The following is a 25,009-nucleotide window of genomic DNA, read 5'->3' on the forward strand; positions in this document are numbered from 1 at the left end:
TTCTCATTGCGAGTTTGCCGCTATAATTTAGCTTAATCCTTAGCAGCTGAGGGAAGTTCTTCCTCCCCAGAGTAGAGAAGTCGCATTATGGCAAATGTCTTGGCAACGGTAGATCAACGCACCAATCTCGTCGGTGAAAATCGGCTTGAACTGCTGCTGTTTCGCATTAATTCGATGCAGCTATTTGCGATTAACGTCTTTAAAGTTAAAGAAGTCGTTAAACTACCACACCTTAACGCTATGCCTGGGAGCCATCCGCATATTTCTGGTGTAGCTAATATTCGGGGGATGTCTATTCCGGTGATTGATTTGCGTTCGGCCATTGGTTTCAAACCTGTGCCGCCAGATGATAATGCCAATATGATCATCACTGAATATAACCGCAGTGTGCAGGGATTTTTAGTCGGTAAAGTCGAGCATATTATCAATATGACGTGGAGTGATATTATGCCGCCGCCGAAAACGGCGGGTCGGAATAATTATCTTACCGCAATCACCCGAATCGAGTATCAAGGCCAATCGCAATTGGTTTCAATTATCGATGTGGAGAAGGTGCTGGCTGAAATTGTCCATTACGATATTAGCCTATCTGAAGGTGTGTTAGATGAGAGCTTGTTAGACAAAATGCCCGGCCGGAAAATATTGATTGTAGACGATTCATCGACTGCAAGGCGGCAAGTGCGTGAAACGCTTGGCCAATTGGGTATTGAAATTATCGAAGCCTCCGATGGGTTGCAGGCGTTACATTTACTGCAAAAATGGCGCGATGAAGGTAAGAATGTCGCCAAAGAACTGCTCATGATGATCACCGATGCCGAAATGCCTGAAATGGATGGTTACAAACTGACCTATGAAGTCCGTAATGATAAGGCTATGGCGGACTTATTTATCACGCTAAATACTTCGCTGAGCGGTAGCTTTAACAATGCGATGGTGGAGAAGGTGGGCTGTGATCGTTTTATTTCTAAATTCCAACCTGATTTACTGGTCGAAGTCGTACAGGACAGGTTAAAACAAGTTCTCGGTAAATAACTTCATCTAAACGAGTGGCTGCCTTTAGAAACATAAGGTTTTAGTTTGGGTGGCTACTCGCTTAATTCTGCTTTGACATCGGCTAACACTTGGCGCTTCATTTCTTTCTCCGCGGCAATGTGGATACGTGCAAGCCTGAGTGCGTAGCTAAATCGATGTTTACCAACGAGCCTAAGTAATTCTGCAAAAAAGGCTGAATCTAAGCAAAATTGTTTGCTGTAGTAGTGAATGGCAGCAGGCAATGATGAATAGCTTACGCCATCGAACTCAAACTGAGTACTGTCTTGTTGACATTCGAGGTCAACGCCTTCAAGCAGAATGGGCCATCCGGGAAAGTTGATCCTGTCGCGGGCAATTTGATACATCATCCAAGCACTTTTTTTAAAGCCTTCAAACACTTTGCAGGAAAACTCAGACTCGGCGAGTTCCACTTCTGTCCAATTAATGCCAATGGCTAAATGTTTAGCGTAAAGGGCCATTAAGGCATCTTTAACCGCCATTCGGCAGTCCCAAATTGAGGTTAAGGGATGTTGTTTCGCCAGTTTTAAGCATTCGCTGCAGCAAGGCACGGCAAGGGAAGGATGGGGCGCATGCGGCGTTGCATGATATTCAAAAAAATCTTTACAAGGTTCACCACAAAACCAGCAAAGGTGGCGCTTATCGAAGGGAATATCGATACAAGTAATAGGCAACATCAAGGCCAGAGTTCCTCTGGCCTTGATGTGTTAAGCATGACGCTGAGAAAATTAAGCTTCTTCAACATCAACTAAATTTTTGGCAAGTACGATAGGATCGAGTTCTAAACATTCTTCATCGCTTTGCCAATCAACGCCAATGAGCACGCCATCATCATTTAAATCGAATACCCAGTATTCAAGAAATTCTTCAAGGCTAATCGCAACGGCTTGGTAGTCTTTCCATTCTTCGGTGCAGTGGGATTTTGCCTGCGCTTCGCTTGACCACAAAGGCATTACATCAGTGTCTTCGAACTCGCCTGAGTCACAAACCACCCAGCCTTCGCCTGTTTCATCCATCAAACCCCACAGTGTTTGATGCTCTTTTACGTTTTCGATAAAGCCAGCTAAAGCCGCGTTGATTTCAGTCATGATAGGTCTCTTTGAAGTTGCTATTAACTCACCCATTATACGGCAACGGCTAGATAGACCAAGGGATTCTTTGTTAAGATTTTTTCGCTGTTGTTTAACTGAGCAATAAGCGAATTTATCCGTGTATTTATGGTGATGAGCATTGTGTTGACGGGCGCTATCGGTCAGGATGTGCGCTCTAGAGGCGTAAATCGGGTTAACCGGAATTACGCGCATCTGGAGGATTTCCAGTGGGGGAGAAAATACCTTTGTGGATTTTTAGCCGTTGTTCATTCTCGTTTATCCTTGAATTAAGCCAGCAACTGCTTTGTGGCTAAAAATCGTATCTCTCTTGGCATGAGTCGATCCCAACTCGTGTCTTGCTCAGCTAAGGCATACCTTAGCACTGAATTGAGGAGTAATTGATTTGATGAAAGCAAAAGGCATGTACTATCTTGCAGCGAGCATCACGGCCTGTGTTAGCTTAAGTGCTTGTTCTAGCGCGCCGACCGCTAATGCTACGTTTGACAATAATAGTCAAATTGCTATCGAACAGGCGCAAGCCGTGCAATTGAACGAGATTATCGCCAGCCATGCGGCCGCCTTTCCTACGTGTGTTGCAAACCTTCAGGCGCGCGCGCAACGTGAAGGTCTATCTGAAGAGACGATTAACAATACAGTGGCAAGCCTACAGTTTGTACCTAAGGTGATTGAGCTTGATCAAGCTCAGCCTGAATTTAGTCAAACCTTCACGAATTATTTCACCAAACGGGCAACGGATTGGCGAGTTAATGAAGGTCGACGTCTACTGAAAAAACACCGAGTATTGCTTGATAAACTCGCGCAGCAATACGGCGTACAGCCACAATACATTCTGTCTTTTTGGGGACTAGAGACCAACTATGGTTCTTATAAAGGCAAAATGTCCGTCTTAGATTCCCTTGCAACCTTAGCCTGTGAGCCTCGTCGAAGTGATTATTTTACGACTGAGCTGATGCAAGCGCTTAAGCTTAAAGAAAAATATGGCTTTGATAAGAGCACTATGGTGGGCTCTTGGGCGGGCGCCATGGGGCATACTCAATTTATGCCCTCGGCTTATGCTAAATATGCCATCGATGGCGATGGAGACGGTAAAGCGGATCTGTGGAATAGCACAGAGGATGCCCTCACATCAGCGGCTAACTTTCTACAACACTTAGGCTGGCAGCGTAACGAGCGTTGGGGCCGCGAAGTATTATTGCCAAACAATTTTAGCTACCAACATCTTGGGGCTAAAGAGGCGCAGCCTCTGTCACAATGGGCTGCGCAATCTGTGCGGCAAACGAATGGATTGTCTTTGCCCGCTATTGATATGAAGGCCGCGCTATATTTGCCTTCAGGTCACACTGGACCTGCGTTTTTAGGCTATGAAAACTTCAATGTGATTATGCGTTGGAATCGCTCGGAGTTTTACGCCATTACCGTGGGCCATTTGGCTGATAGAATTAATGGCGGCGAACCATTAAAAGTCGCGCCGCCCGAGCAGCCACGTTTGAGCCGCGAGCAAATCAAACAGTTACAAACCAAACTGAATGAATCAGGCTTTGATGTTGGTAAACCTGATGGTGTGTTAGGCCGCAATTCGACTGCGGGGATCCAAGCATTCCAACGCAGTAATAATATGATTGCCGATGGTTTCCCAAGTCCTGAAGTCTTTACTGCCCTAGGTATTTCACTCTGATAGACGCCTCGTTATAGGTCATCGCCCGCAGACAATGCTTGAAGCAACCACTGCGCTCCATTGGCGCAGTGGTTTTGTAGGGATAAAACAGTGGAGTGCAAAGGCCAGTTTTGTTAAGCTCGGCCGACATTTGAAATCGAAGCAAGTCAAAGGATATTCGATGAACATTAAAGACGATATGGTTGTGCAGTTTAATTACACCCTGCGCGACGAAAAAGGCGAAGTGATCGAGACGAACGAAGGTCGCGAGCCTATCGCTTATTTACACGGTCATGACAACATGATGCCTGGTGTTGAGAATGCGATTAATGGTAAAGCGGTTGGTGAAAAGTTCACAGTGACGCTGCCATGCACTGAAACCTATGGTCAACGTATTGAAGGTGAAGCGGCGCAGCAACGTGTATCGGTAAAGCACCTGTTAGGCGCTAGCGTGTGGAAGCCAGGTATGACGGCGGTAGTTCATACTGACCACGGTCAACGCCAAGTGACAATCGTAAAAGTCGGTAAATTTATGGCGACTGTGGATGTTAACCATCCATTAGCGGGCCGTGACTTAACCTTCGATATCGAAGTGGTTGGCGCCCGAGATGCGACCGATGAAGAAATCGCCCACGGTCATGCCCATGGTGTCGGTGGTCATCACCACTAATCGGCCAGAATGTGATGTTTGATAGCGCTGCTAGTGCATTTTAAGTGCTGCGATACAATCACCTGCCGATGATAAAGCAAAGCCCAAACCTAAGTTTGGGCTTTTTTATTGGGTTATTATTTGAATTCTGCTTTAACCTCATTTCGTGACGGTAAATTCACCTCAAACCGCTCTTTACCGCGCTTACTGCGATGAATTGACTTAATTCTTAGTTTTCACACTCCAGATCAATCTTCACTTGCGGTTAATGCTCGTGTTCAATCGGGGTATCGCTAAACATCATATCTAAACTGGCTTGAGTCTGTGGATGGTAGCCGCTGCGCGCCGCAAGGTAGACGGCTTTAGCCCAGTCATAGTGCTCGCTGCTCGCCAGTTTTTGGTACAAGGGCACAATCAGCCTGCGCCGGCCGATCTCAGTTAAGTGCTGTTTTAATGCGGGTAACACGCTGTAGTATCCGTTATCGAGGGCGAGGGCATACCAAGCAAAGGCGATTTCATTATTGTGGGTGCCAGTAAAATGAAAGGCCTTATCTAACTCGGCTAATTGTTGCTCAGTGAGATTTAGCCTTGGCATTTCATTAATAAAGCGTAGCCATTGATGCACAGTCCAGCCCTGAGTGTTTAGGGCGCTGGCGGCACGCTGACCTTCTAACCATGCTTTGCGCTGGGCATCGATATCATCGAAGGCGTGTGAGTTGGGGGGCACTAAAAAGCTAGGTAACCCCTGTCCCTCAACCCAAGTATCCACTTCGGACTCACTGACGATATTGGGATATTTTTGCAATAACTGCTGCGTGAGGTAATTGCGGAACTGCTCCGTGGTAATGCTTTGAAACGCAAAGTGATCAAAGTAACTTTTGACAAAGTTATCGAAGCGTTCACGGCCGAACTTTTGCTCAAGGAAACGCAGGAATAATTGTCCTTTGACATAGGGCACGCCGCTAAAGGCATCGTCGGGATCGCGCTCACCTAAGTCAATATGCAGTACGGTGTCGCCTGCGGGTAACTCGGCTAATTCTGCCAATAGTTCAGAGTAACCAATGGTTTGCTCCATCAATGCACGGTCGCGGCCATAGAGATCTTCCATAATGCGGTTTTCCACATAAGTGGTAAAACCTTCGTTGAGCCAGAGATCGCGCCAGGTGGCGTTAGTGACTAAATTGCCCGACCAAGAGTGGGCCAACTCGTGGGCAATTAAACTCACTAAGCTTTTATCTCCCGCGATGACTGTGGGAGTAATAAAGGATAATCGCGGATTTTCCATCCCGCCGAAGGGAAAACTCGGCGGAAGGATCAGTAAATCGTATCGACCCCAGCGGTAATCGCCGTAGCGTTTGGCGGCGATGGCGATCATCTCCGGCGTATCGGCAAATTCTTTGCTGGCCTTGGCAAGCACTTCTGGCTCGGCCCAAATGCCTGAGGTGTCGTCTAAGGCGGCAAATTGCAGGTGTCCTGCGGCAATGGCAATCAAGTAAGCAGGAATCGCCTGCGGCATAGTGAATTGGGTTTGAGTTGCAGACACGCTCTCTCGGTCTGCACTCATCACGACGCTAATGCCTTGCTTGGCTGTGACTGTGGCGCTGTAGGTTTGGCGCACTGCGGGCGTATCTTGCAGCGGGATCCAGCTCCTGGCATGGATGGCTTGGCTCTGGCTAAACATAAATGGCCATTGCTTACCTTGGGTTTGCTCTGGAGTCAGCCATTGAATGCCTGATGGATTCTTGGATGTATGGTAATTAACTTTGATCTTAGCGACTCGCTCTTGAGGCAGATTGATGGTGAGCGCTGCGCCTTTGACCTTATCGGTCGCACCTAAACTAAAGGGCACGGATTGCCATTGGCCGTTTGCATTTAACATGCTGACACTGTTAATCGTCAGGTCACGGGTATCTAACACCAGCATCTTGCCTGCTTTATGCCAATCTAGCTCGAGAATGGCGTTGCCCGAAAGTTGTTGCAGCTCAAAATCCACATTTAATGCGAGTTCAATGTGGCGAATACTTACTTGTTGGTAATTGGCAAAGGTCAGTTCATCGGTGGCAGTATGAAATTGGCTGGAGGCGACGCTAGCAATATTACTATTAGGTAAGCTATTGGTTGCATTGGCATATTGTACTAATGGCAGCAGTAGCAACAGGGCACTGCTAATGAGGGTACGACGGGATAAAAACATATAACCACCCAGTGTTGTGATTCTTGTATGGTGTAAAACGCGATCGCCGCGGCGACTGTATTCGTTGGGGCGTGAGTTTACTCGAACTCTGTAGGTTTGGGGCTATTTAGCTGACACTAAAATGTAATCAAACTTAATTTGGAATGAGGTTGATGTTGAGGAAAGGTTACTCTTTTACGAAAACGCACGCCAGAGTGTGCTATTTAACTCTTGCAGGGGGATGCAAAGCGACTTGGCACATAGAGGTTATCGGGTATGTAAAAGTACATCCCCAGCGATATAACTTTGTTATCATGACGCGTGTTCACAATGTCTTATAGCTACAACAGGACAACTATGGTACTGGATTTTTCGCAGGGTAAGCTGATAGCAACAGAGTTTGAAGTACAGATCAGATTAAGCGTGGCCAATGTTGTGCTTCAAGCGAGTGCCGAAGATATTAGCCTTAGGCTTGACCCTCCAATGATCATCGCCAATGGTGGCGGCGTGCGTTGGAGCATGAAATTAGATAACGCGGAACAGCTCGATGCGTTACAAGCACTCCTCGGGATTGATTATTTGTAAGCACACTTGATTATCGCCAAATGTGCTTGACGTTTAACCTTAGTTTTCAATTTGATTTAGAAAGGATTTATCAGTATGACGCTCGAACGTATTGTGATTGAACCCCAAGTTGAGGCGACCGCAGTTGTGGTCTGGCTTCATGGGTTAGGCGATTCTGGTGCTGGTTTTGCCCCCGTTGTACCTGCGCTAGGGTTGCCAGCGGATCACAGTATTCGCTTTATTTTTCCCCATGCACCTGAGCAGGCGGTCACCATCAATGGTGGTTATATTATGCGTGCTTGGTATGACATTAAAAGTATGGACTTGCATGATAGAGCGGATATGCAGGGCGTGATGGCATCAGAATTAAGCGTTCAGGCGCTGATTGATGAGCAGATCGCCGCAGGTATTCCAAGTGAGCGCATTGTGCTGGCGGGATTTAGCCAAGGCGGGGTGATGAGTCTGTTTACCGGATTACGCTATCCTCAAAAACTTGCCGGTATTATGGCGTTATCCTGCTATTTGCCAACGGGTGATGTATTGCCAAGCCAGCTAAGTGTAGCCAATGCTGACACGCCGATTTTGCAGCAGCATGGCGAGCAGGATGATGTCGTTCCGTTATCGGCTGGATTGTTGGCAAAAGAGGCATTAATTGCCGGTGGATATCCGGTGCAATGGCAAACCTATCCGATGCCACATTCAGTTATTCCTGTGCAATTAAAAGCGATTAGTGCTTGGTTACAACAGCGTTTTGAAATGTAGTTAAATCTAAATGCTTATAAAATCATCATGCGGTAAACAATTTTTTGCCGCTTGATGTTTTATATAAAGAACAATGCGGCTGTCTGCGAAACTTCTGTAAGCTATTTAAATTAAAGCATTAAAATTTACAATTATATTTTTAATTGTCATTAAATTCGAAAAGTGAAAATAAGTCGATTAGCTTATTTTTTATTTGAAACAAAACTGTATTAAAACTCGCCAAAAATCCCACATTAAAGTCACGTTTATTAATAAAAATGACACAATTCATCTTTATTCTTTGATATTATGCGTGACGCGAGAGTTGATGGTACTCGCACAATCTATCTATGATAAAATAATTAAAATCAAGGGGTTGATGTAATGACAAATAAGCTTATTAAAGGATTAATTGCCACTGCTGTGCTTGCTGCGTTAGCAGGTTGTAATAGTGATGATGACAAAGTTCCAACAACTTGCGCCGAAGCGGGTGCTGCCTGTAAAACATTTACGGTATTACATACAAACGATAACCATGGCCGTTTTTGGGAAAACAAAGATGGTGAATATGGTTTAGCTGCTCAGAAAACTTTGGTTGATCAAATTCGTGCTGAAGTCAGCAAGAAAGGTGGTCAAACATTGTTGCTTTCTGGTGGTGATATTAACACTGGTGTGCCTGAATCCGATTTACAAGATGCGATTCCTGACTTTACTGGTATGAACAAAATTGGTTACGACGCAATGGCGGTCGGTAACCATGAGTTTGATAATCCATTATCCATTGTGGACATGCAACGTAGTCTTGCTGAATTCCCTATGTTAGCGGCTAACATTTATAAGACTGATGGTACTCGCTATTTCGATGCCTATAAAATATTTGATGTTAATGGTGTCAAAATAGCTGTTATCGGTCTAACCACTGAAGATACTGCTAAGATCGGTAACCCTGAATATATTAGTGAATTAGAGTTCAGAGATCCAAAGACTGAAGTTGCCAAAGTCATCAAAGAAATCAAAGATGCTAAGTCGGCAGACATCATTTTTGCTGTGACGCATATGGGTCACTACGCAGATGGCCAAAATGGTAGCAATGCCCCTGGTGATGTGGCGTTAGCCCGTTCACTTAAGGAAGGCGAACTTCAAGTGGTGATTGGTGGTCATTCACAAAATCCCGTCTGTATGGAGCCAGGTAATAAGGCCTATGCAGCATTCAAACCGGGCGATGCCTGCGCACCAGATCAACAAAATGGCACTTGGATCATGCAAGCCCACGAATGGGGTAAGTATGTCGGTCGTGCTGACTTTGAATACTTTAATGGTGAACTTCACTTAGCCAGCTATAAATTAGTGCCAGTGAACTTAGTTAAAGAAGTCACTGATGAAGCGGGTAATAAGAAAAAAGTACTCATTGGTGAAAAGATTGAGCCTGATACAGAGTTAAAAGAGCTGCTTTCTTACTATCAAGAGAAAGGTCAAGCTAAGTTAGACGAAGTGATTGCGACTACCGATGCGCTGCTTGATGGTGAACGTGCAAACGTACGTAACAAACAAACCAACTTAGGCCGTATGTTAGCCATGGCACAAAGTGCTAAAGTGTCTGCTGATTTTGGCGTGATGAACTCTGGTGGTGTGCGCGCTTCTATTAAAGCGGGTAACATTACTTACCGTGATGTTCTCACCGTTCAACCTTTCGGCAACATGGTAACCTTAAACGAAATGACTGGTGCGGCGGCTGCTGATTATTTAGGGGCTGTGGGTAGTTTACAAATTGGTTCTGGTGGTTATGCGCAAATTACCGGCGTGAAGATGACCATTGACTGCGTGGCTAAAAAAGCGACAGTTCATGAAATCAATGGTAAAGAGTTCAGCGCTACAGCAAACTACAAATTCACTGTACCTAGCTTTAACGCTGCAGGTGGTGACGGTTATCCAAAACTGGCGAGCCCAATCCAAACAGGTTATGTAGACGCCGATTTACTCTATTCCTTCCTGAAAGAGAAACAATCCATTGTTGCAGCTGATTATAATCCAGTAGGTGACATTGTGTATGAAAACTCTGAAAGTGTAGAAGGTTGTAAGATTACTGCTAAGTAATCTACAGCGGTTAATAAAATGCCACTCAATTTGAGTGGCATTTTTATTTTGCTCGTTTATTTTTCCATCCGTTAGATACAGCCTAAAATCACAATAAAATAAAGCGATACATTTTGCTAACTATGTATATTAAATTGAGTAGATTGATATTTCGTAACGCGAGGTGTTCAATTGATTCTATTTGTATCAGTTTATCAATAATCGCTTAAATTTGCTTAAAGACCTTTAACGCTATGTTTGGGTTGAATTTTGTACGTTTTAAACTCAAAATTTATTTGCTGTGTATGTATCAATTTGTTTTTTTGTTGTTATTTGTTGTTGTCGATATTCGTTTTGCTTAACAGTATTGATACGTCAAGGGAACTTGAAAATTAACTAAAATAACAACAAGACGGGTTTATTCATTTAAGCCTCAAGGAGAGATATATGCATCATCTAACGTTAGCAGCTAGAGCTGTTCGCGCTAGTCTAATCACTATGGGTTCTGCTAGTGTTTTATTATCTGGAATAACGATTGCGGCAGAAGAAAATACCAAAGTTGAACGTATTGAAGTCACTGGATCACGTATTAAACAGGTGGATATGGAAACCGTTTCTCCTGTCACTGTGATTAATGCAGCTGATATTGCGATGACGGGTGAAAAAACCGTTGCTGATGTTTTGAATAACTCGGCAATCAATAGCTTTGGTTCATGGCGAGGGATTTCTGGATATGGTTCAGGTGCTAGCTCAACAAGTAATGTTAATCTTCGCGGACTAGGCTCGTCTGCTACGCTGGTGTTGCTCGATGGCCGCCGTATGCCTGGTACGAGCTCAAGCTCTGGCTCTGTTGCAGACACATCCTCAATTCCAATGGCGATAGTCGAGCGCATTGAAATCCTACGTGATGGCGCCTCTGCTGTTTATGGTTCAGATGCTGTTGCGGGTGTGATCAACATTATTACCAAAAAAGAATTTGATGGCTTGCAATTAGATTACAGTACAGAGCAGCCTAGTGTTGAAGGCGGTGATGCTAATCGTTTATCCATTGCAACTGGTTATAATACGGATAAAGGCAATATTACCTTAACCTATGAATATTATGATACCAAAGCCGTCATGGATCGTGATATTTGGAATATGGACGATCCGAGTTACGCAACCTACAGTGGTTTTAGTTCTGTGCCAAATGGTAAATATGGCACAGGTAATGGCAGTTGGTATAGCAATTCAGATATTTGTGATCAAACTGAAAATACCGTCGATACAACCGATGGAAATAATAAGGGCCGCTGTTTATATGATTCAGGTAGAGTGACTAAATTATTTGGTGATCAGACCCGTAATTCCTTTTTATCCAATTTTACCTATGAAATTACCGACGGTATTCAATTTCGCGGTCGTGCATCTGCCTCGTTAGCTGAAACTGAAACGCGTTACGCAGGGACACCTGTGTCAACAAATTATCCAGTAATGAGTGCTGATAATAAATTCAACCCCGTTGGGGAAGATATGACACTTTATATGCGCTCTGCCCAAATTGGCGAGCGTGATACCTTAACTGAGACCAATAATGTCGATATTCTCGGTGGTTTTATTGGTACGCTGGATTTAGGCAATGGCATTGATTGGGAATTAAATGCCCAACATTCCCGCTCAACCACGAATTCATTTAATTACAATTTAATTAATGATGAGATAGTTCAGCAAGGAATAGATTCTGAACAGTACGATATTTTTAATACCACGGGCATGAGTTATGAGCAGTGGAACCAGCAGATGACTGAGCTGTATCGTAAGGCGGCTCATACAGGCGTGTATCAAGGTAAGTTTGAAAGCACTCAAATTGATGGACTGGCTTCAACGCTGCTTGTTGATAATGGCGATGTCTCTGTTGCTATGGTCGGTGGGCTTGAATATGAAATGATTAAGTTTAAGCAGACCAGTGATCCAGAGTCTGCTTCGGGCATTATCTCAGGTGGCTCGGGTGGCGATGATGTGGATGCAACCCGTGATCGAAGTGCAGCTTATTTAGAATTCCAAGTTGGCTTACCCGCGAATGTTGAGTTATCGGCCGCCGTTCGATACGAGCGTTATGAACAGGAAGGCTCGTTAACGGGTCCACAAGGGCAGGTGGTTAATTCATCAACTTTTGATGCCGTAGTGCCTAAATTTGGTATTAGTTGGCGCCCCGTGGATAGCTTGTTACTGCGTGCCAGTTACGGTGACTCCTTCCGAGCACCCAATATGGGTGAAATGTTCTCTTCACAATCTTTAAGTTTTGAAAAAGCCGTCGATTCGCTTTGGTGTAATGAGCCAGGTAATGTGGATGCGGTTTATTGTGCGACCAGTAATCAACACAAAACTTGGTATGGTGGTAATCCCGACCTTGAGGCCGAGGAGGGTAACTCCTTGACGTTAGGTGGCGTGTGGAATGCTACTGATAATTGGAATATCGAATTATCCTACTTTTCGATTGCCTACGAGAATAAAATTGAGTCGATAAGTGTGAACGACATACTGCGTGATGAAATTAAAAATGGTTCATCACCCTATGTTCACCGTGGTGCCGATGGCAAGATTGAATATATTGAAGCGGGTGTGCGCAACTTAGCGACGGTTGAAACGTCAGGTATTGATTTTGTCACAGCTTATAACCTAGAAACGGGGATCGGTGATTTCAACTTCAGACTCGATTTAACCCATGTTTTGGATTTTAAAAAGCAAGATAATGCCGAATCAGAAATGATTGATTATGCCGGGCTAACCGATTCGCCTGATTGGCGTGGTAATTTTGCAACCAGCTGGAAATATGACGATTTTTCTGCGGCCTGGACCGTAGTGTATATTGGTCGTCAATCGGCTGATTACTACAATCAGTTAGAAGAAACCGATGTTTACGTCGATTATTCAAACTACTTTAAACACAACATCCAGTTTGCCTATAACCATGCTTACAATGGTTCAATCACGGTTGGGGTGAATAATGTGTTTGATGCCGATGCACCAAACTTTTATACCTATGCTGATTACCGTGATGTAAACGTTGGACTGTATGATGTGTTGGGCCGTACTTACTATTTGAGAATTAACCAGAAGTTTTAAGTTATCCTTCTCCCTGGATAACTCAAACCTCCGCTTGCGGAGGTTTTTTTGCTTGTGGAATATAGAGACGCTGCTTAATGACTCAGGCGCAGTTCATGACGATGCTCATGCTGGTAATGCTCAGCGCAGCAACTGCAACGTTGTTCGGTAGGATCTTGCATTAAACGTTCAGCTTCGATTTCAGTTTCGCAATCGGAACAAAGGCCATAAAGACCTAAGTCAAGTTGGCAGAATGCGGCATCGAGGCGGTTTAAACGACAAAATAGCGGGTGATCGGCAAGGTGGCTCTGTGCCAGTCGGTCGATGAGTTCCCCTAGGCTGAGGTTGGCACAATGCGTCCCAAGTATTTCAATAAACTGAGGGAGCGCGCCGATTTCCTTCCTTAGATTAGCTTCAAGCTCTGACAATTCTTGTCTGATATGGGTGGTGCTCACGTAAAATCGCCTGTTTTATCTGACTCTGGGCATTCAGTCTAATAGTTCCACTACCAACGACTATGATAAAGATCAAGTATCTGTACGATTTTTAGGGGTAACGTGGTGGTTAACATAAAAAACCACCACTTTTGTATGGGGTTACTGGCTAAGATGTTGTTGCGCTTGTTCTAGCACACGCACAATGTCTTCAGTAGTTTTATAGATCCTAAGTTCCCGAAATAGGGTATCTGCCTCGGGATATTGGCGATTGAGATAACTAAACCACTGCTTAATGCGCGCTGGATAATAATCACTCTTACGGCCACTAAGCTCCCTTTGGGTATAACTGAGCATTAATTGTAACGTGTCAGCCCAACTGTAGGGCGTAGCACCGGTTTTTATGGTGTCTGCAAGATTGGGGAGCGAGATCGCGCCGCGGCCAATCATGATACTGTCGCACCCCGTCACTTCCATACAACGTTTAGCGTCGTCACTATTCCAAATCTCACCGTTGGCAATTACCGGTATTGGCAAACGTTTGCGCACTTCGGTGATGTATTCCCAATAAGCGGGTGGTTTGTAACCATCAACCTTACTGCGGGCATGGATAGCAAGCTCAGTTGCGCCCGCTTCATAAACGGCCAGCGCATTTTCCATAAACAGGGATTTGTCTTCGTAGCCTAAACGGATTTTGGCTGTCACCGGATGCTCAGCGGGCACTGCTTGGCGCATGGCGCGCACAATATCGTGAATCGTATTTGGGTATTGCAGCAACACCGCGCCGCCATTACTGCGATTGACCATCTTGGCAGGACAGCCAAAGTTTGCATCTACGCCGTGGGAGCCAAGCTCAATTGCGCGCATGGCGTTTTCGGCCATGCAATGAGGTTCTTGGCCTAAAAGTTGTACGCGGACTGGGGTACCCGATGGCGTATAGCCACCGCTCAGTAGCTCTGGACAGAGTTTAAGAAAGACCTTTTCAGGTAAGAGTTGGTCAACGACGCGCACAAATTCGGTGACAAGCAAATCGTAAGGGTTAATCGACGACAAAATATCTCGCATTAAGTCATCAACCACGCCTTCCATCGGAGCCAAGATTACCCGCACTGCTACAAACCCATATAGAGAAACAAAGGGCGTGCATTCTATCCTATTGGCTTGCTGTTACAAAGTGCGCAGAGAGACTTGGCAACAATGACAACTATTTATAGCTATTTAATTGGCCAAATTCAGCTTTCTATCAGCATATTTTGATAATTTCTGTGATTTGGTGATATTTTTTGAAATGAAATGAAAGCGGTGCAGGTCTTTTGCAGTAAGCCAACGATAACCCTATTGTTGGTCACCATTAATCAATAAAAGGAAGCAAGAATATGAAATCAGTTAAGCAAACCGCGGTTGCAGTGGCATTAGGTACAGTGGTGGTTGGTTCAGCGTTTACTGTTAACGCGCAAACAAATTTATTTGGTTTTGAAACCATGGAATCAGGATATCAACTCGTTGGTTCTGAAGGTAAGTGTGGCGAGGGTAAATGCGGTGCAGATATGAAAAAAGCGGCTGCAGAAAAAGCTAAAGAAGGTAAATGCGGTGAAGCAAAATGTGGCGCAGATATGAAAAAAGCGGCGGCAGACAAAGCTCACGAAGGTAAGTGTGGTGAAGCAAAATGTGGCGCTGATATGAAAAAAGCAGCAGACAAAGCTCATGAAGGCAAATGTGGTGAAGGCAAATGCGGTGCTGATATGAAGAAAGCCGCTGAAAAAGTTGACGCTAAAACTGAAGCCGTAAAAAAGGAAGTCAAATAAGTTCAGTTGTACTTAGTGGAGGTACTGCCCTAGCACATGGCCAGCCTATGCTGGCCTTTGTTTAGCAGCATCCAAATTAAAGGGGTTAAAGCAATGCAAGATCGTGGATTAGTTGGATTAGGGTTACGGCGTGAAATGCTCAGCGAGTTTTGCCAATCGCTGCCGAGTGCTATCGATTTTTTAGAGGTTGCCCCTGAAAACTGGATGACGCTAGGTGGAAAATACGGTAAACAATTTAGACAATTAACTGAACAACATACCTTTTTTTGCCATGGTCTGTCGCTCTCAATCGGTAGCCCTGAGCCGTTGGATCTTGAGTTTGTTCGTCGTATCAAAGCTTTTATGGACTTACATCAAATTGATGTCTATTCAGAGCATTTAAGTTACTGCTCAGGAGCTGGTCATTTATACGATCTGATGCCAATTCCTTTTACCGAGGCCGCCGTTAAGCATGTCGCTCGGCGAGTTAAGCAAGTCGAAGATATTTTAGAACGACCGCTTATTTTGGAAAATGTCTCCTTTTATGCGGCGCCCAGTGCGCAGATGACTGAGCTGGCGTTTTTGACGGCAGTGCTGGAAGAAGCCGACTGCAAACTCCTGTTAGATGTGAATAATATTTATGTTAACTCGATAAATCATCAATATGATGCGGCGGCATTTTTAAAGGCGATGCCAACTGAGCGGATTGCCTACTTGCATATCGCAGGACATTTTAAAGAATCAGAAGAATTATTGATTGATACCCACGGCAGCGATATCAACGCCCCTGTATGGGCGCTCCTAGATAGTTGCTATGCCATGCATGGCGTATTACCCACCTTGCTCGAGCGTGACTTTAATCTGCCGGCAACAGCGCATTTATTGGATGAAATTAATCAAATTCATACTTACCAAGCCCAGGCCAAAAAAAATCTAGCGAAGAGGATTGCCTAATGGATTTTAAGCAAGTACAGCAATCCTTTATCGATTATATTCGTGATCCTAACAATTCCGTGCCGATCGGTGTACCTATTGAGCGGATGCAGGTTTACCGAGAGCTATTTTTTAATAATGTGATGGGTTTTGTTTCTAATGCCTTCCCCGTACTCAAAAGCTTATACACTGATGCGCAGTGGCAAACCTTAGTGCAGGCTTTTTTTAGTCGACATGATTGTAAATCACCGATTTTTATCGATATTGCTGGGGAGTTTTTACAGTTCCTGCAGTTTCAATATTCTCCAATAAACATTGATCCGCCCTTTATGCTGGAACTTGCGCACTATGAATGGCTTGAACTACGGGTGGCAACTGCGCAGCAAGATAGCCGCCAAGTCCTGATTGGTAAAGAGGGAATTACGCATCAAAATCTATGTTTAGCCGCAACGGCAACCGTGGCGCAATACCAGTACCCAGTGCAGCAAATACGGCAAGATTATCGCCCAGAAGCTCCTCTGCCGCAGCCAGTGTTTTTTTGCCTGTATCAGGATGAGGCAGGTGAGGTAGGCTTTTTGCAATTAACGCCTTTAAGCGCGCAAGTACTGGGTTATTTAACCGAAAAGGGGCAGAGCACCTTTAATGAATTGATTCAATGGTTGGTGTCGACTTATCCGCAAATGCTAACAGAGACCTTAACTCAAGGTTGTTTACAGTTACTCGAACAACTAACCGCTAAAGGTATCGTTCGCGGAACATAGAAAGATATGGTGCTTAAGTACGCAAAATAATTGCAATAACCATACAGAAAAAGGGTTTTTGTTGGTGTGGCAAACCGCTACAATGACGCCCGTTTTGTGATCTTAATCACTGTATGATTCCCGCGCACTTATCTACGCACACATTTGAGGAGCTGTAATGAGCAGTCAGCCATTTAAAGACCCATTTAACGTTATGTATTTTATTGGTTTTATTTTAGTCTTACTGTTGCCGACACTACCAGCAAGCCTGACTTGGTTAAAGCAATTAGGCTTAATTTAAGCAGGTTTTAATCTCAAATTGAGTATACTACTGGCCACTCTGAGAGTGGCTTTTGTTTTTGAGGTTCGAGGCATTTACACACTATGATTATTTACACGCTATGATATTGAAACGTGGTTTGTTTTTATTGATAGGCTGCCTTGCGCTGGGCCTTGGACTGCTAGGTATTATCGTGCCACTGTTACCGACGGTGCCGTTTATTTTACTCGCCGCTTTTTGCTTCGCCCGTTCAAGCACTCGCTTACATCAGTGGTTAATGACACATCCTTGGTTTGCCGATGCGCTCACCCAGTGGCAAGAGCACCGAGCCATGCGCCCAGGCCTTAAACGCAGAGCTATGCTACTCTCTGGTCTCAGTTTTAGTGTCAGTATTCTTGTTGTGCCAATCGTATGGGTAAAATTGTTGCTGTTAACCATGGCAATCGGGCTTCTCTGGTATCTGAAAACGATTCCTGAAATCGAATCCTAAGTACATTTGATCTAAGGCACAAATTGATAACCAATTCGTCACTTGAATACGCTGCTAGTTGCAACTCAAACCAAAGCGGCATAAGCTTTGTGCGAATTATTAAAGCTCGTCCACACTCGCTGTGGACGTTTTGTTTTTACTGCCAGCAATAAGCGTGGCGAAACGATTAAGTTAAATTAAATGGCTATGAATACAGAAACCTTATCCTTGATAAAGCAAAGCATTAAAACCATTCCTAATTATCCTAAGGAAGGGATTCTATTTCGCGATGTGACCAGTCTGCTGGAAAATGCTGCAGCCTATAAAGCGACTATTGATTTATTAGTTGAGCATTACCGCAACAAAGGCTTTACCAAGATTGTGGGTACCGAAGCCCGTGGTTTCTTATTTGGTGCACCTTTGGCGTTGGAATTAGGTATTGGTTTTGTGCCAGTTCGTAAGCCAGGTAAACTGCCACGCGCGACGATTAGCCAAAGCTATGAGCTGGAATATGGCCACGATAGCCTTGAAATCCATACCGATGCGATTACCGCTAACGACAAAGTGCTAGTGGTTGACGACTTGCTGGCCACGGGCGGTACTATCGAAGCCACGGTAAAACTTATCCGCCAACTCGGTGGTGAAGTGCAAGATGCCGCCTTTGTGATTTCGTTACCTGATTTAGGTGGTGAGGCTCGTTTAACTGCCTTAGGTCTTGAGTTGGTTAAACTTTGTGAGTTTGAAGGCGAATAATTCTTCAGCCAAAGGCGCCTAGGGATAGTTTAATGGCATGTCGTTAATTGACATGTTATCTTGCAACTATCTCGGGGCGCGATCCCCTTTTTTGTACCAACATTCTTGTCATGCACATTGGGGAGTTCCATGTCATATCAGGTGTTAGCCAGAAAATGGCGCCCTGCCACATTCGAACAGATGGTCGGCCAAAGTCATGTGTTGCACGCATTAACCAATGCGTTAACCCAGCAACGTTTACACCATGCGTATCTTTTTACTGGCACGCGCGGCGTGGGCAAGACCAGTTTGGCGCGTCTCTTTGCCAAAGGTCTTAACTGTGAGAAGGGCGTAACGGCTTCCCCCTGTGGTGTGTGTGGCAGCTGTGTCGAAATTGCCCAAGGCCGTTTTGTTGACTTAATTGAAGTCGATGCCGCCTCGCGTACCAAAGTCGATGACACTCGTGAACTCTTAGATAATGTGCAATATCGTCCGACCCGAGGCCGTTTTAAGGTTTATCTGATCGACGAAGTACACATGCTTTCCCGCAGCAGTTTTAATGCGCTGCTAAAAACCCTCGAAGAACCGCCAGAGCATGTGAAGTTTTTGCTGGCGACCACCGATCCGCAAAAGCTGCCGGTGACTGTGTTATCCCGCTGTTTGCAATTTAATTTAAAGAGTTTAACCCAGCAGGAAATTGGCACTCAGCTACAGCATATTTTAACCCAAGAGCAATTGCCCTTTGAGCACGAAGCCCTAACTCTGCTCGCCAAAGCGGCCAATGGCAGCATGCGTGATGCTTTAAGCTTGACCGATCAGGCCATCGCCTTCGGTGGCGGCACGGTAATGCTTAATCAAGTGCAATCTATGCTGGGCAGCATCGATGAGCAGCATGTGCTGGGCTTACTCAAAGCCTTAACCGATGCCGATATTGGCGTCTTGATGCAAAGCTGCGCACAGGTGCTCGCCTATGGCGCGGACGCCCAAGAAGTGCTGCGCAGTTTACTGGAATTATTGCATCAAATTACCCTGACTCAATTTGCCCCTGCCGCCGCACAGCAATCCCTTTATAGTGCTCAAATTCAGGCCTTTGCCGAGCAGTTAGCGCCTGAACAAGTGCAGCTGTATTACCAAATTTTACTGACTGGCCGTAAAGACTTACCCCATGCGCCGGATCCTAAATCAGGCCTCGAAATGGCGCTGCTGCGAGCGGTGGCATTTGTTCCCGAAAAGCCCGTGAAACGTTGGCAAGTCGAAGACCCAGCTAAGGTAAGTTTGCCTTCTAAGCAGCCAATGTCTGCTTCGCCCGCATCAAATATGCCCGCGGTAGAACAGACAGTTAATCAGGCAGTGGCTGAAAAAAAAACTTCGCTAACTTCCAGCGTTGATTCCCTAGCTTTGCCACAAGTTGCAGCAACGTCTGCGCTTGCTACGACTTCACTCGTCGAAGCATCGCAACAAACTTTATCCGATGAGGATGTTTTAGCTGTCGATGAGGATGAGGTTGATGAAGCGTTAGCACTCAATGCCGCATTGATTGCCGAGCAGCAAGTGATTTTAAGTCAAGCCCAAAGTCAGGGCTTTGGCGCAAATGTGGATGTTGTATCGAATACTGAGACAGAAGTAAGTGCTGTTTCTATGCCTGCATCAAATACTGATGCAGAGCATAATCAAGCCGCGGTTGTTGATACTGCTAGTGTTAACCTTAAGCCTTACGCCAACCAGTTAACAGAACCTACAGTGGCATTATCTAATGAAAATGATGTCGAGGAAGAGACTCAAACGAGTGTTAACGAAAGTGTAGATAAGTTAACGCCTGATGCTTATTCAGCTGAGTCTTACGGGCAATACGATTATGCCGCCGCGCCGCTGGATGCATATCAAGATGATTATGCGCAATTTATATCTGAGGAGCAGGGCGCATTTTCTGATATAGAAGATAATTCGTTTAATCGCGACAGTGCTCAGTCTATTGATCATAGCCATGTTATGCATGAGTCCGCTGTTCATGGACATACCGCTCAAACGTCTGCTACACCAACGCAAAAGTCGCAGTCTTTTGCCGAAAGCTCTGCTTCAACAAGCCCTCTGGCTTCAACAACTCCTCCGGCTTCAACTACAGTGTCCCTCGATGATGACGATATTTTATCGGCGGTATTAGCGGCGCGCGACTCCTTACTATCCGATCTCGATGCGCTCAGCACCAAGGATGGTGATGGAAAAAAGTCGGCAGCGGAAGTTAAGCTTAAAACCCCGAGTCAGAATGGCCATACTGCGCCAGTCTCTCACGCGCCTACACATAAAACGCCTTCAGTTGATGCTTCTATCGAGCCGCAAGTTGTCAGTAACGAGTCCGATAACGACTTTGAGCTGCCCTTTGACGACGATTTCGAGGCCGAGATCCATCTTGAGTCACTATCCAATGTCACGCCGACTCCGCAGTTTGATCCAAACGATCGTCCGCCATGGGAAGATGCACCCGTCGTTGCAATGGATGAGGCGGGCCCATTGGCAGCTAGCTCACACCTACAAAGTGGCGTGAGCGCGCCGCAAAAATCAGTTGGTGCGGCAGTATCTGGGCATGCTTCGGCTCAAACCTCGACAATCGATACCGAAGTGGAAGAGATTAAGACTGATCTGCAACGCACTGAAGCAAATACCGTGCTGCAACCGTCTCAGACACAGGAATTATCACAGACGCAGCAACGGACCCAACAGTCACCGCCAAGCGAGACGGTTTCACCTGCGTCATTCACCGCATTAGCGCAGGCACAATCGATTACCGGTCATCCGCTCGATTTGCATTGGTATAAGCTCATGGCGAGCCTAGAGATTGGCGGCCGTGTGCGTCAGTTGGCGGTAAACTCGGTTTGTCAGGTGCAGGCTAACCCTTTGCCATTACTGTTAAAACCCGATCAGAAACACTTGGCGGCGCAGGTGGCCATTGAGCAACTCGAGCAAGCCTTAACCGCAGCCCTTGGGAACCCAAGGCAGGTTGAGGTGGTCATAGGAACCGATCCTTCACGGGAGACGCCCTTAGAGATGCGTAAACGTTTTCACCAAGAGTTACTGCAACAGGCGCAGCAGTCGCTAATAATGGATGACAATGTGCAATGGCTGATTAACCGCTTTGGGGCTGAGCTTGAGAAGGATAGCTTGCTCTATCCGCCTGAACTGTTAAATCAGCGCAGCGGGCTTATTCCTGCGTTACCTGAGCCCGAGTAATATTTCCTCTGTGCATATGCTGCGTGGAGTGGCAGAGTTTGTTAAAAACTCGCTATCAAGATCATAAGTTTAGCGATGGGATATCGGCATTGATTGCCAATCCCATTTATTTCAGTAAGATTAGCCAGCTTAAAAGCTTGCGACTAACCCTAATAGAAGAGAAATGACTATGTTTGGAAAAGGCGGTATGGGCAATCTGATGAAACAAGCCCAGATGATGCAAGAAAGAATGGCAAAAATGCAGGAAGAAATTGCCCGCATGGAAATGGTCGGTGAATCAGGTGCGGGTCTGGTTAAAGTCACCATGACTGGCTCACACACAGTACGTAAAGTCGAAATCGATCCAAGCTTGATGGAAGACGATAAAGAGATGTTAGAAGATTTGATCGCGGCAGCCTGTAACGATGCCGCGCGTCGTATCGAAGAAAACCAAAAAGCCAAAATGGCCGAAGTGACTGGCGGTATGCAATTACCACCAGGCATGAAAATGCCATTTTAATTGAGATAGACAATGAAATTTAGTCCCCTGCTTGACGAGTTAATTCAGTCCCTGCGTTGTTTGCCAGGGGTTGGGCCGAAATCGGCTCAACGTATGGCGTTTCAATTGCTTGAGCGCGATAGAAAAGCTGGGCTTAAATTAGCCTCGGCGCTGTCGAGTGCCATGAGCGATATCGGTCATTGTCAGTCTTGCCGAACCTACACTGAAGAAAGCCTCTGTCCGATTTGTGCTAGCCATAAACGCGGCTCGTCTTCGACAATTTGTGTGGTCGAAACGCCAGCCGATGTGTTAGCCATTGAAGCAGGTGGACATTTTACGGGTCGCTATTTTGTTTTGCTGGGCCATTTATCTCCCCTCGATGGCGTGGGGCCTGAAGAGTTAGGCTTGGCGCTATTAGAGCGTCACTTAGCCTCTGGCGATGTTGCTGAGCTGATTTTAGCGACTAATCCTACGGTTGAAGGTGAGGCCACAGCCCACTTTATCGCCGATATGGCAAGGCGCCACAAGGTGCTGATCAGCCGCATTGCCCACGGCGTGCCCGTGGGTGGCGAACTGGAATATGTCGACAGCACCACCTTAGCGCTGTCCTTCAATGGGCGTATCCCGCTGTAGCCTGTGATGGCCTAAAGAGTAAACCCGCTGGCCCAGTGCTCGCGGGTTTTTATTTTATGGCTGTATTTGTTTAGCGAACACGCCCTAGCGTGTCTAGGTCTAATATTCCTTTCTTAATTCTGACATAGGGATAGCGTAATTTCGGTTTGATACTGCCTTATTTTTCGCCATTTGATCTGTGATTTTATCTCCCCCCTTGAAAAGTGGATTTGCAGCCCCATTTTATAAAGCACTGAGCGTTTGCTTTAACCAAATTGCGTAACAAATAAGGAAAATTTCATGTCACAACAAGAAACTCATGGTTTTCAAACTGAAGTCAAACAGCTGTTGCATTTGATGATCCATTCTTTGTATTCCAACAAAGAAATTTTCTTGCGTGAACTGGTCTCTAACGCTGCGGATGCGGCCGATAAGCTGCGTTACCTTGCGTTAACCAACGACGCGTTATACGAAGGTGACGGTGAGCTACGTGTGCGTATCAGCGCAGACAAAGAAAAAGGCACTGTGACCATCGAAGACAACGGCGTGGGTATGACCCGCGATGGCGTGATTGAGCATTTAGGTACGATCGCCAAATCGGGCACCGCTGAATTCTTTAAAAACCTCTCTGGTGAAGCCTCAAAGGATTCGCAGCTAATCGGTCAATTCGGTGTGGGCTTCTATTCCGCCTTTATCGTAGCGAAAAAAGTCACCGTTCGTACCCGTGCTGCCGGCCATAAGGCCGATGAAGCCGTATTGTGGGAATCGGAAGGTGAGGGTAGCTTCACCGTTGAAACTATCACCAAGGCGAGCCGTGGTACTGAAATTACCCTGCACCTGCGTGATGAAGAGAAAGAGTTTGCCGATGAGTGGCGCCTACGCTCCATCATCACTAAATACTCAGACCATATTTCAATCCCAGTAGAAATGTGGCAGGAAGGCACCCCTGAGCGCGATGGCCCAGACGGTGAAAAAATTCCTGCAACCGAAGGCTATTGGAAGGTCATGAACAAGGCGACCGCGCTGTGGATGCGTAATAAGTCTGAGATCACTGACGAAGAATACCAAGAATTTTATAAGCATATTTCCCACGACTACACAGACGCTCTGCTGTGGAGTCATAACCGCGTTGAAGGTAAACAGGAATACACTAACCTGTTGTATATCCCTTCAAAAGCGCCGTGGGATCTGTGGAACCGCGACCGTAAGCATGGCCTGAAACTCTTTGTTCAGCGCGTGTTTATCATGGATGACGCTGAGCAGTTTATGCCATCTTACCTGCGCTTTGTGCAGGGTTTGATTGATTCAAACGATCTGCCGCTGAACGTGTCTCGCGAGATTTTACAGGACAACCACATCACCAAAGCAATGCGCACCGGTATCACTAAGCGTGTGCTGGGTATGTTGGAAAAACTGGCAAAAGACGATGCGGAAAAATACCAAAAATTCTGGGCCGAATTTGGTCAAGTGTTGAAGGAAGGTCCAGCGGAAGACTTTGCAAACCGTGAGCGTATTGCTGGCTTACTGCGTTTTGCGTCTACCCATACGGGCAGCGCGGCACCGACTGTGTCACTCGATGATTACATTAGCCGCATGAAGGAAGGCCAAACCAAGATTTACTATATCGTTGCCGACAGCCACGAAGCGGCCGCCAACAGCCCACACTTAGAACTGCTGCGTAAGAAAGGCATCGAAGTGTTGCTGATGTCAGAACGTATCGATGAGTGGTTAATCAACCACTTAACTGAGTACAAAGAAAAACAATTGCACTCAGTCACCCGTGGCGAGCTGGAATTAGGTGAGCTGGAAGATGCGGCTGAGAAGGAAGCGCAGGAGAAACTCGCCGAAGAGTCTGCACCACTGATTGAGCGCATCAAAGCGGCATTAGGTGCAAGCGTGGCCGATGTGAAAGTCACCTCGCGCTTAACCGATACCCCAGCCTGTGTGGTGACGGGTGAAGGTGAAATGTCAACGCAAATGATCAAACTGATGCAGGCTGCTGGTCAGCCAGTGCCAGAGGTCAAGCCGACGTTTGAAGTAAACCCTGCGCATCCATTAGTGTCGCGCTTAAACGATCTTCAAGATGAAGCCGCCTTTGCCGATTGGTCGAATCTGTTATTGCAACAGGCGCAATTGTCGGAGAAGGGCAGCCTAGCGGATCCATCGGCCTTTATTAAGCTGATGAACCAAATGTTATTGGCCAGTCTGAAGTAACACATTCG

22 protein-coding genes are annotated in these 25,009 nt (G+C 45.8%); 17 read left to right on the top strand and 5 right to left on the bottom strand.

Features of this window, described 5'->3' with window-relative positions; translation table 11 throughout:
- The first annotated feature begins 87 nt into the window (after positions 1 to 87).
- Positions 88 to 1,032 (top strand): chemotaxis protein CheV, encoded by a 945-nt coding sequence (locus L976_RS11240; protein WP_037417686.1) that lies wholly within the window; start codon positions 88 to 90, stop codon positions 1,030 to 1,032.
- Positions 1,033 to 1,085: 53 nt separating this feature from the next.
- Here the strand turns inward: L976_RS11240 and L976_RS11245 are convergent, their stop codons facing one another.
- A complete protein-coding gene (locus L976_RS11245; protein WP_047536771.1) occupies positions 1,086 to 1,727 on the bottom strand; it encodes a hypothetical protein in 642 nt (213 codons plus the stop codon).
- Positions 1,728 to 1,778: 51 nt separating this feature from the next.
- Positions 1,779 to 2,138, bottom strand: coding sequence for a DUF2750 domain-containing protein (locus L976_RS11250; RefSeq protein WP_037425300.1), 360 nt, complete (start codon positions 2,136 to 2,138; stop codon positions 1,779 to 1,781).
- Between the two features lie 424 nt (positions 2,139 to 2,562).
- On the opposite strand from L976_RS11250, the gene L976_RS11255 reads away from it, so the two are divergent.
- Complete coding sequence (locus L976_RS11255; RefSeq protein ID WP_080612377.1) at positions 2,563 to 3,837, top strand: lytic murein transglycosylase; 1,275 nt, start codon at positions 2,563 to 2,565, stop codon at positions 3,835 to 3,837.
- A gap of 160 nt (positions 3,838 to 3,997) precedes the next feature.
- Complete coding sequence (locus L976_RS11260) at positions 3,998 to 4,486, top strand: FKBP-type peptidyl-prolyl cis-trans isomerase (protein ID WP_037425387.1); 489 nt, start codon at positions 3,998 to 4,000, stop codon at positions 4,484 to 4,486.
- A 244-nt stretch (positions 4,487 to 4,730) separates the two neighbouring features.
- Here the strand turns inward: L976_RS11260 and L976_RS11265 are convergent, their stop codons facing one another.
- A complete protein-coding gene (locus L976_RS11265) occupies positions 4,731 to 6,659 on the bottom strand; it encodes a M1 family metallopeptidase (RefSeq protein ID WP_047536775.1) in 1,929 nt (642 codons plus the stop codon).
- A gap of 336 nt (positions 6,660 to 6,995) precedes the next feature.
- Between L976_RS11265 and L976_RS11270 the strand changes: the two genes are divergently transcribed.
- From L976_RS11270 to L976_RS11285, 4 genes are all read left to right on the top strand, one after another.
- Positions 6,996 to 7,223, top strand: coding sequence for a DUF3389 domain-containing protein (locus L976_RS11270; RefSeq protein WP_037425292.1), 228 nt, complete (start codon positions 6,996 to 6,998; stop codon positions 7,221 to 7,223).
- A gap of 75 nt (positions 7,224 to 7,298) precedes the next feature.
- Positions 7,299 to 7,964: an alpha/beta hydrolase gene (locus L976_RS11275; protein WP_156143183.1), complete on the top strand. Its 666-nt coding sequence runs from the start codon at positions 7,299 to 7,301 to the stop codon at positions 7,962 to 7,964.
- A 363-nt stretch (positions 7,965 to 8,327) separates the two neighbouring features.
- A complete protein-coding gene (gene ushA, locus L976_RS11280; protein WP_047536778.1) occupies positions 8,328 to 10,037 on the top strand; it encodes a bifunctional UDP-sugar hydrolase/5'-nucleotidase UshA in 1,710 nt (569 codons plus the stop codon).
- 426 nt (positions 10,038 to 10,463) lie between these two features.
- Positions 10,464 to 13,121 carry a TonB-dependent receptor gene (locus tag L976_RS11285; protein WP_047536779.1) on the top strand — a complete coding sequence of 886 codons (2,658 nt, stop codon included), beginning with the start codon at positions 10,464 to 10,466 and terminating at the stop codon, positions 13,119 to 13,121.
- Between the two features lie 74 nt (positions 13,122 to 13,195).
- Here L976_RS11285 and L976_RS11290 read toward each other — a convergent pair whose 3' ends face one another.
- Complete coding sequence (locus L976_RS11290) at positions 13,196 to 13,555, bottom strand: TraR/DksA C4-type zinc finger protein (RefSeq protein ID WP_037417804.1); 360 nt, start codon at positions 13,553 to 13,555, stop codon at positions 13,196 to 13,198.
- A 141-nt stretch (positions 13,556 to 13,696) separates the two neighbouring features.
- Entirely contained in the window at positions 13,697 to 14,644 is a 948-nt protein-coding gene (locus tag L976_RS11295; RefSeq protein WP_037425279.1) for a tRNA-dihydrouridine synthase, read from the bottom strand.
- A gap of 266 nt (positions 14,645 to 14,910) precedes the next feature.
- Between L976_RS11295 and L976_RS11300 the strand changes: the two genes are divergently transcribed.
- From L976_RS11300 to htpG, 10 genes are all read left to right on the top strand, one after another.
- Complete coding sequence (locus L976_RS11300; RefSeq protein WP_037417772.1) at positions 14,911 to 15,339, top strand: HvfA family oxazolone/thioamide-modified RiPP metallophore; 429 nt, start codon at positions 14,911 to 14,913, stop codon at positions 15,337 to 15,339.
- Between the two features lie 93 nt (positions 15,340 to 15,432).
- Positions 15,433 to 16,272, top strand: coding sequence for an HvfB family MNIO-type RiPP peptide maturase (locus tag L976_RS11305; protein WP_047540409.1), 840 nt, complete (start codon positions 15,433 to 15,435; stop codon positions 16,270 to 16,272).
- Positions 16,272 to 17,012, top strand: a complete 741-nt coding sequence (locus L976_RS11310; protein ID WP_037417766.1) for an HvfC family RiPP maturation protein — start codon at positions 16,272 to 16,274, stop codon at positions 17,010 to 17,012. The genes L976_RS11305 and L976_RS11310 overlap by 1 nt, the downstream gene beginning before the upstream one ends.
- 157 nt (positions 17,013 to 17,169) lie before the next feature.
- On the top strand, positions 17,170 to 17,292 hold the full coding sequence (locus L976_RS23765) for a hypothetical protein (RefSeq protein ID WP_011072094.1): 123 nt from the start codon (positions 17,170 to 17,172) through the stop codon (positions 17,290 to 17,292).
- A gap of 100 nt (positions 17,293 to 17,392) precedes the next feature.
- On the top strand, positions 17,393 to 17,761 hold the full coding sequence (locus tag L976_RS11315; protein ID WP_037417764.1) for a YbaN family protein: 369 nt from the start codon (positions 17,393 to 17,395) through the stop codon (positions 17,759 to 17,761).
- A 180-nt stretch (positions 17,762 to 17,941) separates the two neighbouring features.
- Positions 17,942 to 18,493 (top strand): adenine phosphoribosyltransferase, encoded by a 552-nt coding sequence (gene apt, locus L976_RS11320; RefSeq protein WP_023265726.1) that lies wholly within the window; start codon positions 17,942 to 17,944, stop codon positions 18,491 to 18,493.
- A gap of 129 nt (positions 18,494 to 18,622) precedes the next feature.
- Positions 18,623 to 21,697 (top strand): DNA polymerase III subunit gamma/tau, encoded by a 3,075-nt coding sequence (gene dnaX / locus L976_RS11325; RefSeq protein WP_047536782.1) that lies wholly within the window; start codon positions 18,623 to 18,625, stop codon positions 21,695 to 21,697.
- Positions 21,698 to 21,866: 169 nt separating this feature from the next.
- Positions 21,867 to 22,196 (top strand): YbaB/EbfC family nucleoid-associated protein, encoded by a 330-nt coding sequence (locus tag L976_RS11330; protein WP_047540411.1) that lies wholly within the window; start codon positions 21,867 to 21,869, stop codon positions 22,194 to 22,196.
- Positions 22,197 to 22,208: 12 nt separating this feature from the next.
- Positions 22,209 to 22,808 carry a recombination mediator RecR gene (recR, locus tag L976_RS11335; protein WP_047536785.1) on the top strand — a complete coding sequence of 200 codons (600 nt, stop codon included), beginning with the start codon at positions 22,209 to 22,211 and terminating at the stop codon, positions 22,806 to 22,808.
- A 279-nt stretch (positions 22,809 to 23,087) separates the two neighbouring features.
- The gene (htpG, locus tag L976_RS11340; protein WP_047536788.1) at positions 23,088 to 25,001 is read left to right on the top strand and encodes a molecular chaperone HtpG; all 1,914 of its coding nucleotides are present in this window, start codon (positions 23,088 to 23,090) and stop codon (positions 24,999 to 25,001) included.
- The last annotated feature ends 8 nt before the right edge of the window (positions 25,002 to 25,009 follow it).

This window comes from Shewanella sp. ZOR0012 (assembly GCF_000798835.1).
In the GTDB taxonomy this organism is placed as follows: domain Bacteria; phylum Pseudomonadota; class Gammaproteobacteria; order Enterobacterales; family Shewanellaceae; genus Shewanella; species Shewanella xiamenensis.

Excerpts from the sequence above, each read along its gene's own strand:
- L976_RS11240 (WP_037417686.1), top strand. The coding sequence starts at position 88 with ATGGCAAATGTCTTGGCAACGGTAGATCAACGCACCAATCTCGTCGGT.
- L976_RS11245 (WP_047536771.1), bottom strand. The coding sequence starts at position 1,727 with ATGTTGCCTATTACTTGTATCGATATTCCCTTCGATAAGCGCCACCTT.
- L976_RS11250 (WP_037425300.1), bottom strand. The coding sequence starts at position 2,138 with ATGACTGAAATCAACGCGGCTTTAGCTGGCTTTATCGAAAACGTAAAA.
- L976_RS11255 (WP_080612377.1), top strand. The coding sequence starts at position 2,563 with ATGTACTATCTTGCAGCGAGCATCACGGCCTGTGTTAGCTTAAGTGCT.
- L976_RS11260 (WP_037425387.1), top strand. The coding sequence starts at position 3,998 with ATGAACATTAAAGACGATATGGTTGTGCAGTTTAATTACACCCTGCGC.
- L976_RS11265 (WP_047536775.1), bottom strand. The coding sequence starts at position 6,659 with ATGTTTTTATCCCGTCGTACCCTCATTAGCAGTGCCCTGTTGCTACTG.
- L976_RS11270 (WP_037425292.1), top strand. The coding sequence starts at position 6,996 with ATGGTACTGGATTTTTCGCAGGGTAAGCTGATAGCAACAGAGTTTGAA.
- L976_RS11275 (WP_156143183.1), top strand. The coding sequence starts at position 7,299 with ATGACGCTCGAACGTATTGTGATTGAACCCCAAGTTGAGGCGACCGCA.
- ushA (WP_047536778.1), top strand. The coding sequence starts at position 8,328 with ATGACAAATAAGCTTATTAAAGGATTAATTGCCACTGCTGTGCTTGCT.
- L976_RS11285 (WP_047536779.1), top strand. The coding sequence starts at position 10,464 with ATGCATCATCTAACGTTAGCAGCTAGAGCTGTTCGCGCTAGTCTAATC.
- L976_RS11300 (WP_037417772.1), top strand. The coding sequence starts at position 14,911 with ATGAAATCAGTTAAGCAAACCGCGGTTGCAGTGGCATTAGGTACAGTG.
- L976_RS11305 (WP_047540409.1), top strand. The coding sequence starts at position 15,433 with ATGCAAGATCGTGGATTAGTTGGATTAGGGTTACGGCGTGAAATGCTC.
- L976_RS11310 (WP_037417766.1), top strand. The coding sequence starts at position 16,272 with ATGGATTTTAAGCAAGTACAGCAATCCTTTATCGATTATATTCGTGAT.
- L976_RS23765 (WP_011072094.1), top strand. The coding sequence starts at position 17,170 with ATGAGCAGTCAGCCATTTAAAGACCCATTTAACGTTATGTATTTTATT.
- L976_RS11315 (WP_037417764.1), top strand. The coding sequence starts at position 17,393 with ATGATATTGAAACGTGGTTTGTTTTTATTGATAGGCTGCCTTGCGCTG.
- apt (WP_023265726.1), top strand. The coding sequence starts at position 17,942 with ATGGCTATGAATACAGAAACCTTATCCTTGATAAAGCAAAGCATTAAA.
- dnaX (WP_047536782.1), top strand. The coding sequence starts at position 18,623 with ATGTCATATCAGGTGTTAGCCAGAAAATGGCGCCCTGCCACATTCGAA.
- L976_RS11330 (WP_047540411.1), top strand. The coding sequence starts at position 21,867 with ATGTTTGGAAAAGGCGGTATGGGCAATCTGATGAAACAAGCCCAGATG.
- recR (WP_047536785.1), top strand. The coding sequence starts at position 22,209 with ATGAAATTTAGTCCCCTGCTTGACGAGTTAATTCAGTCCCTGCGTTGT.
- htpG (WP_047536788.1), top strand. The coding sequence starts at position 23,088 with ATGTCACAACAAGAAACTCATGGTTTTCAAACTGAAGTCAAACAGCTG.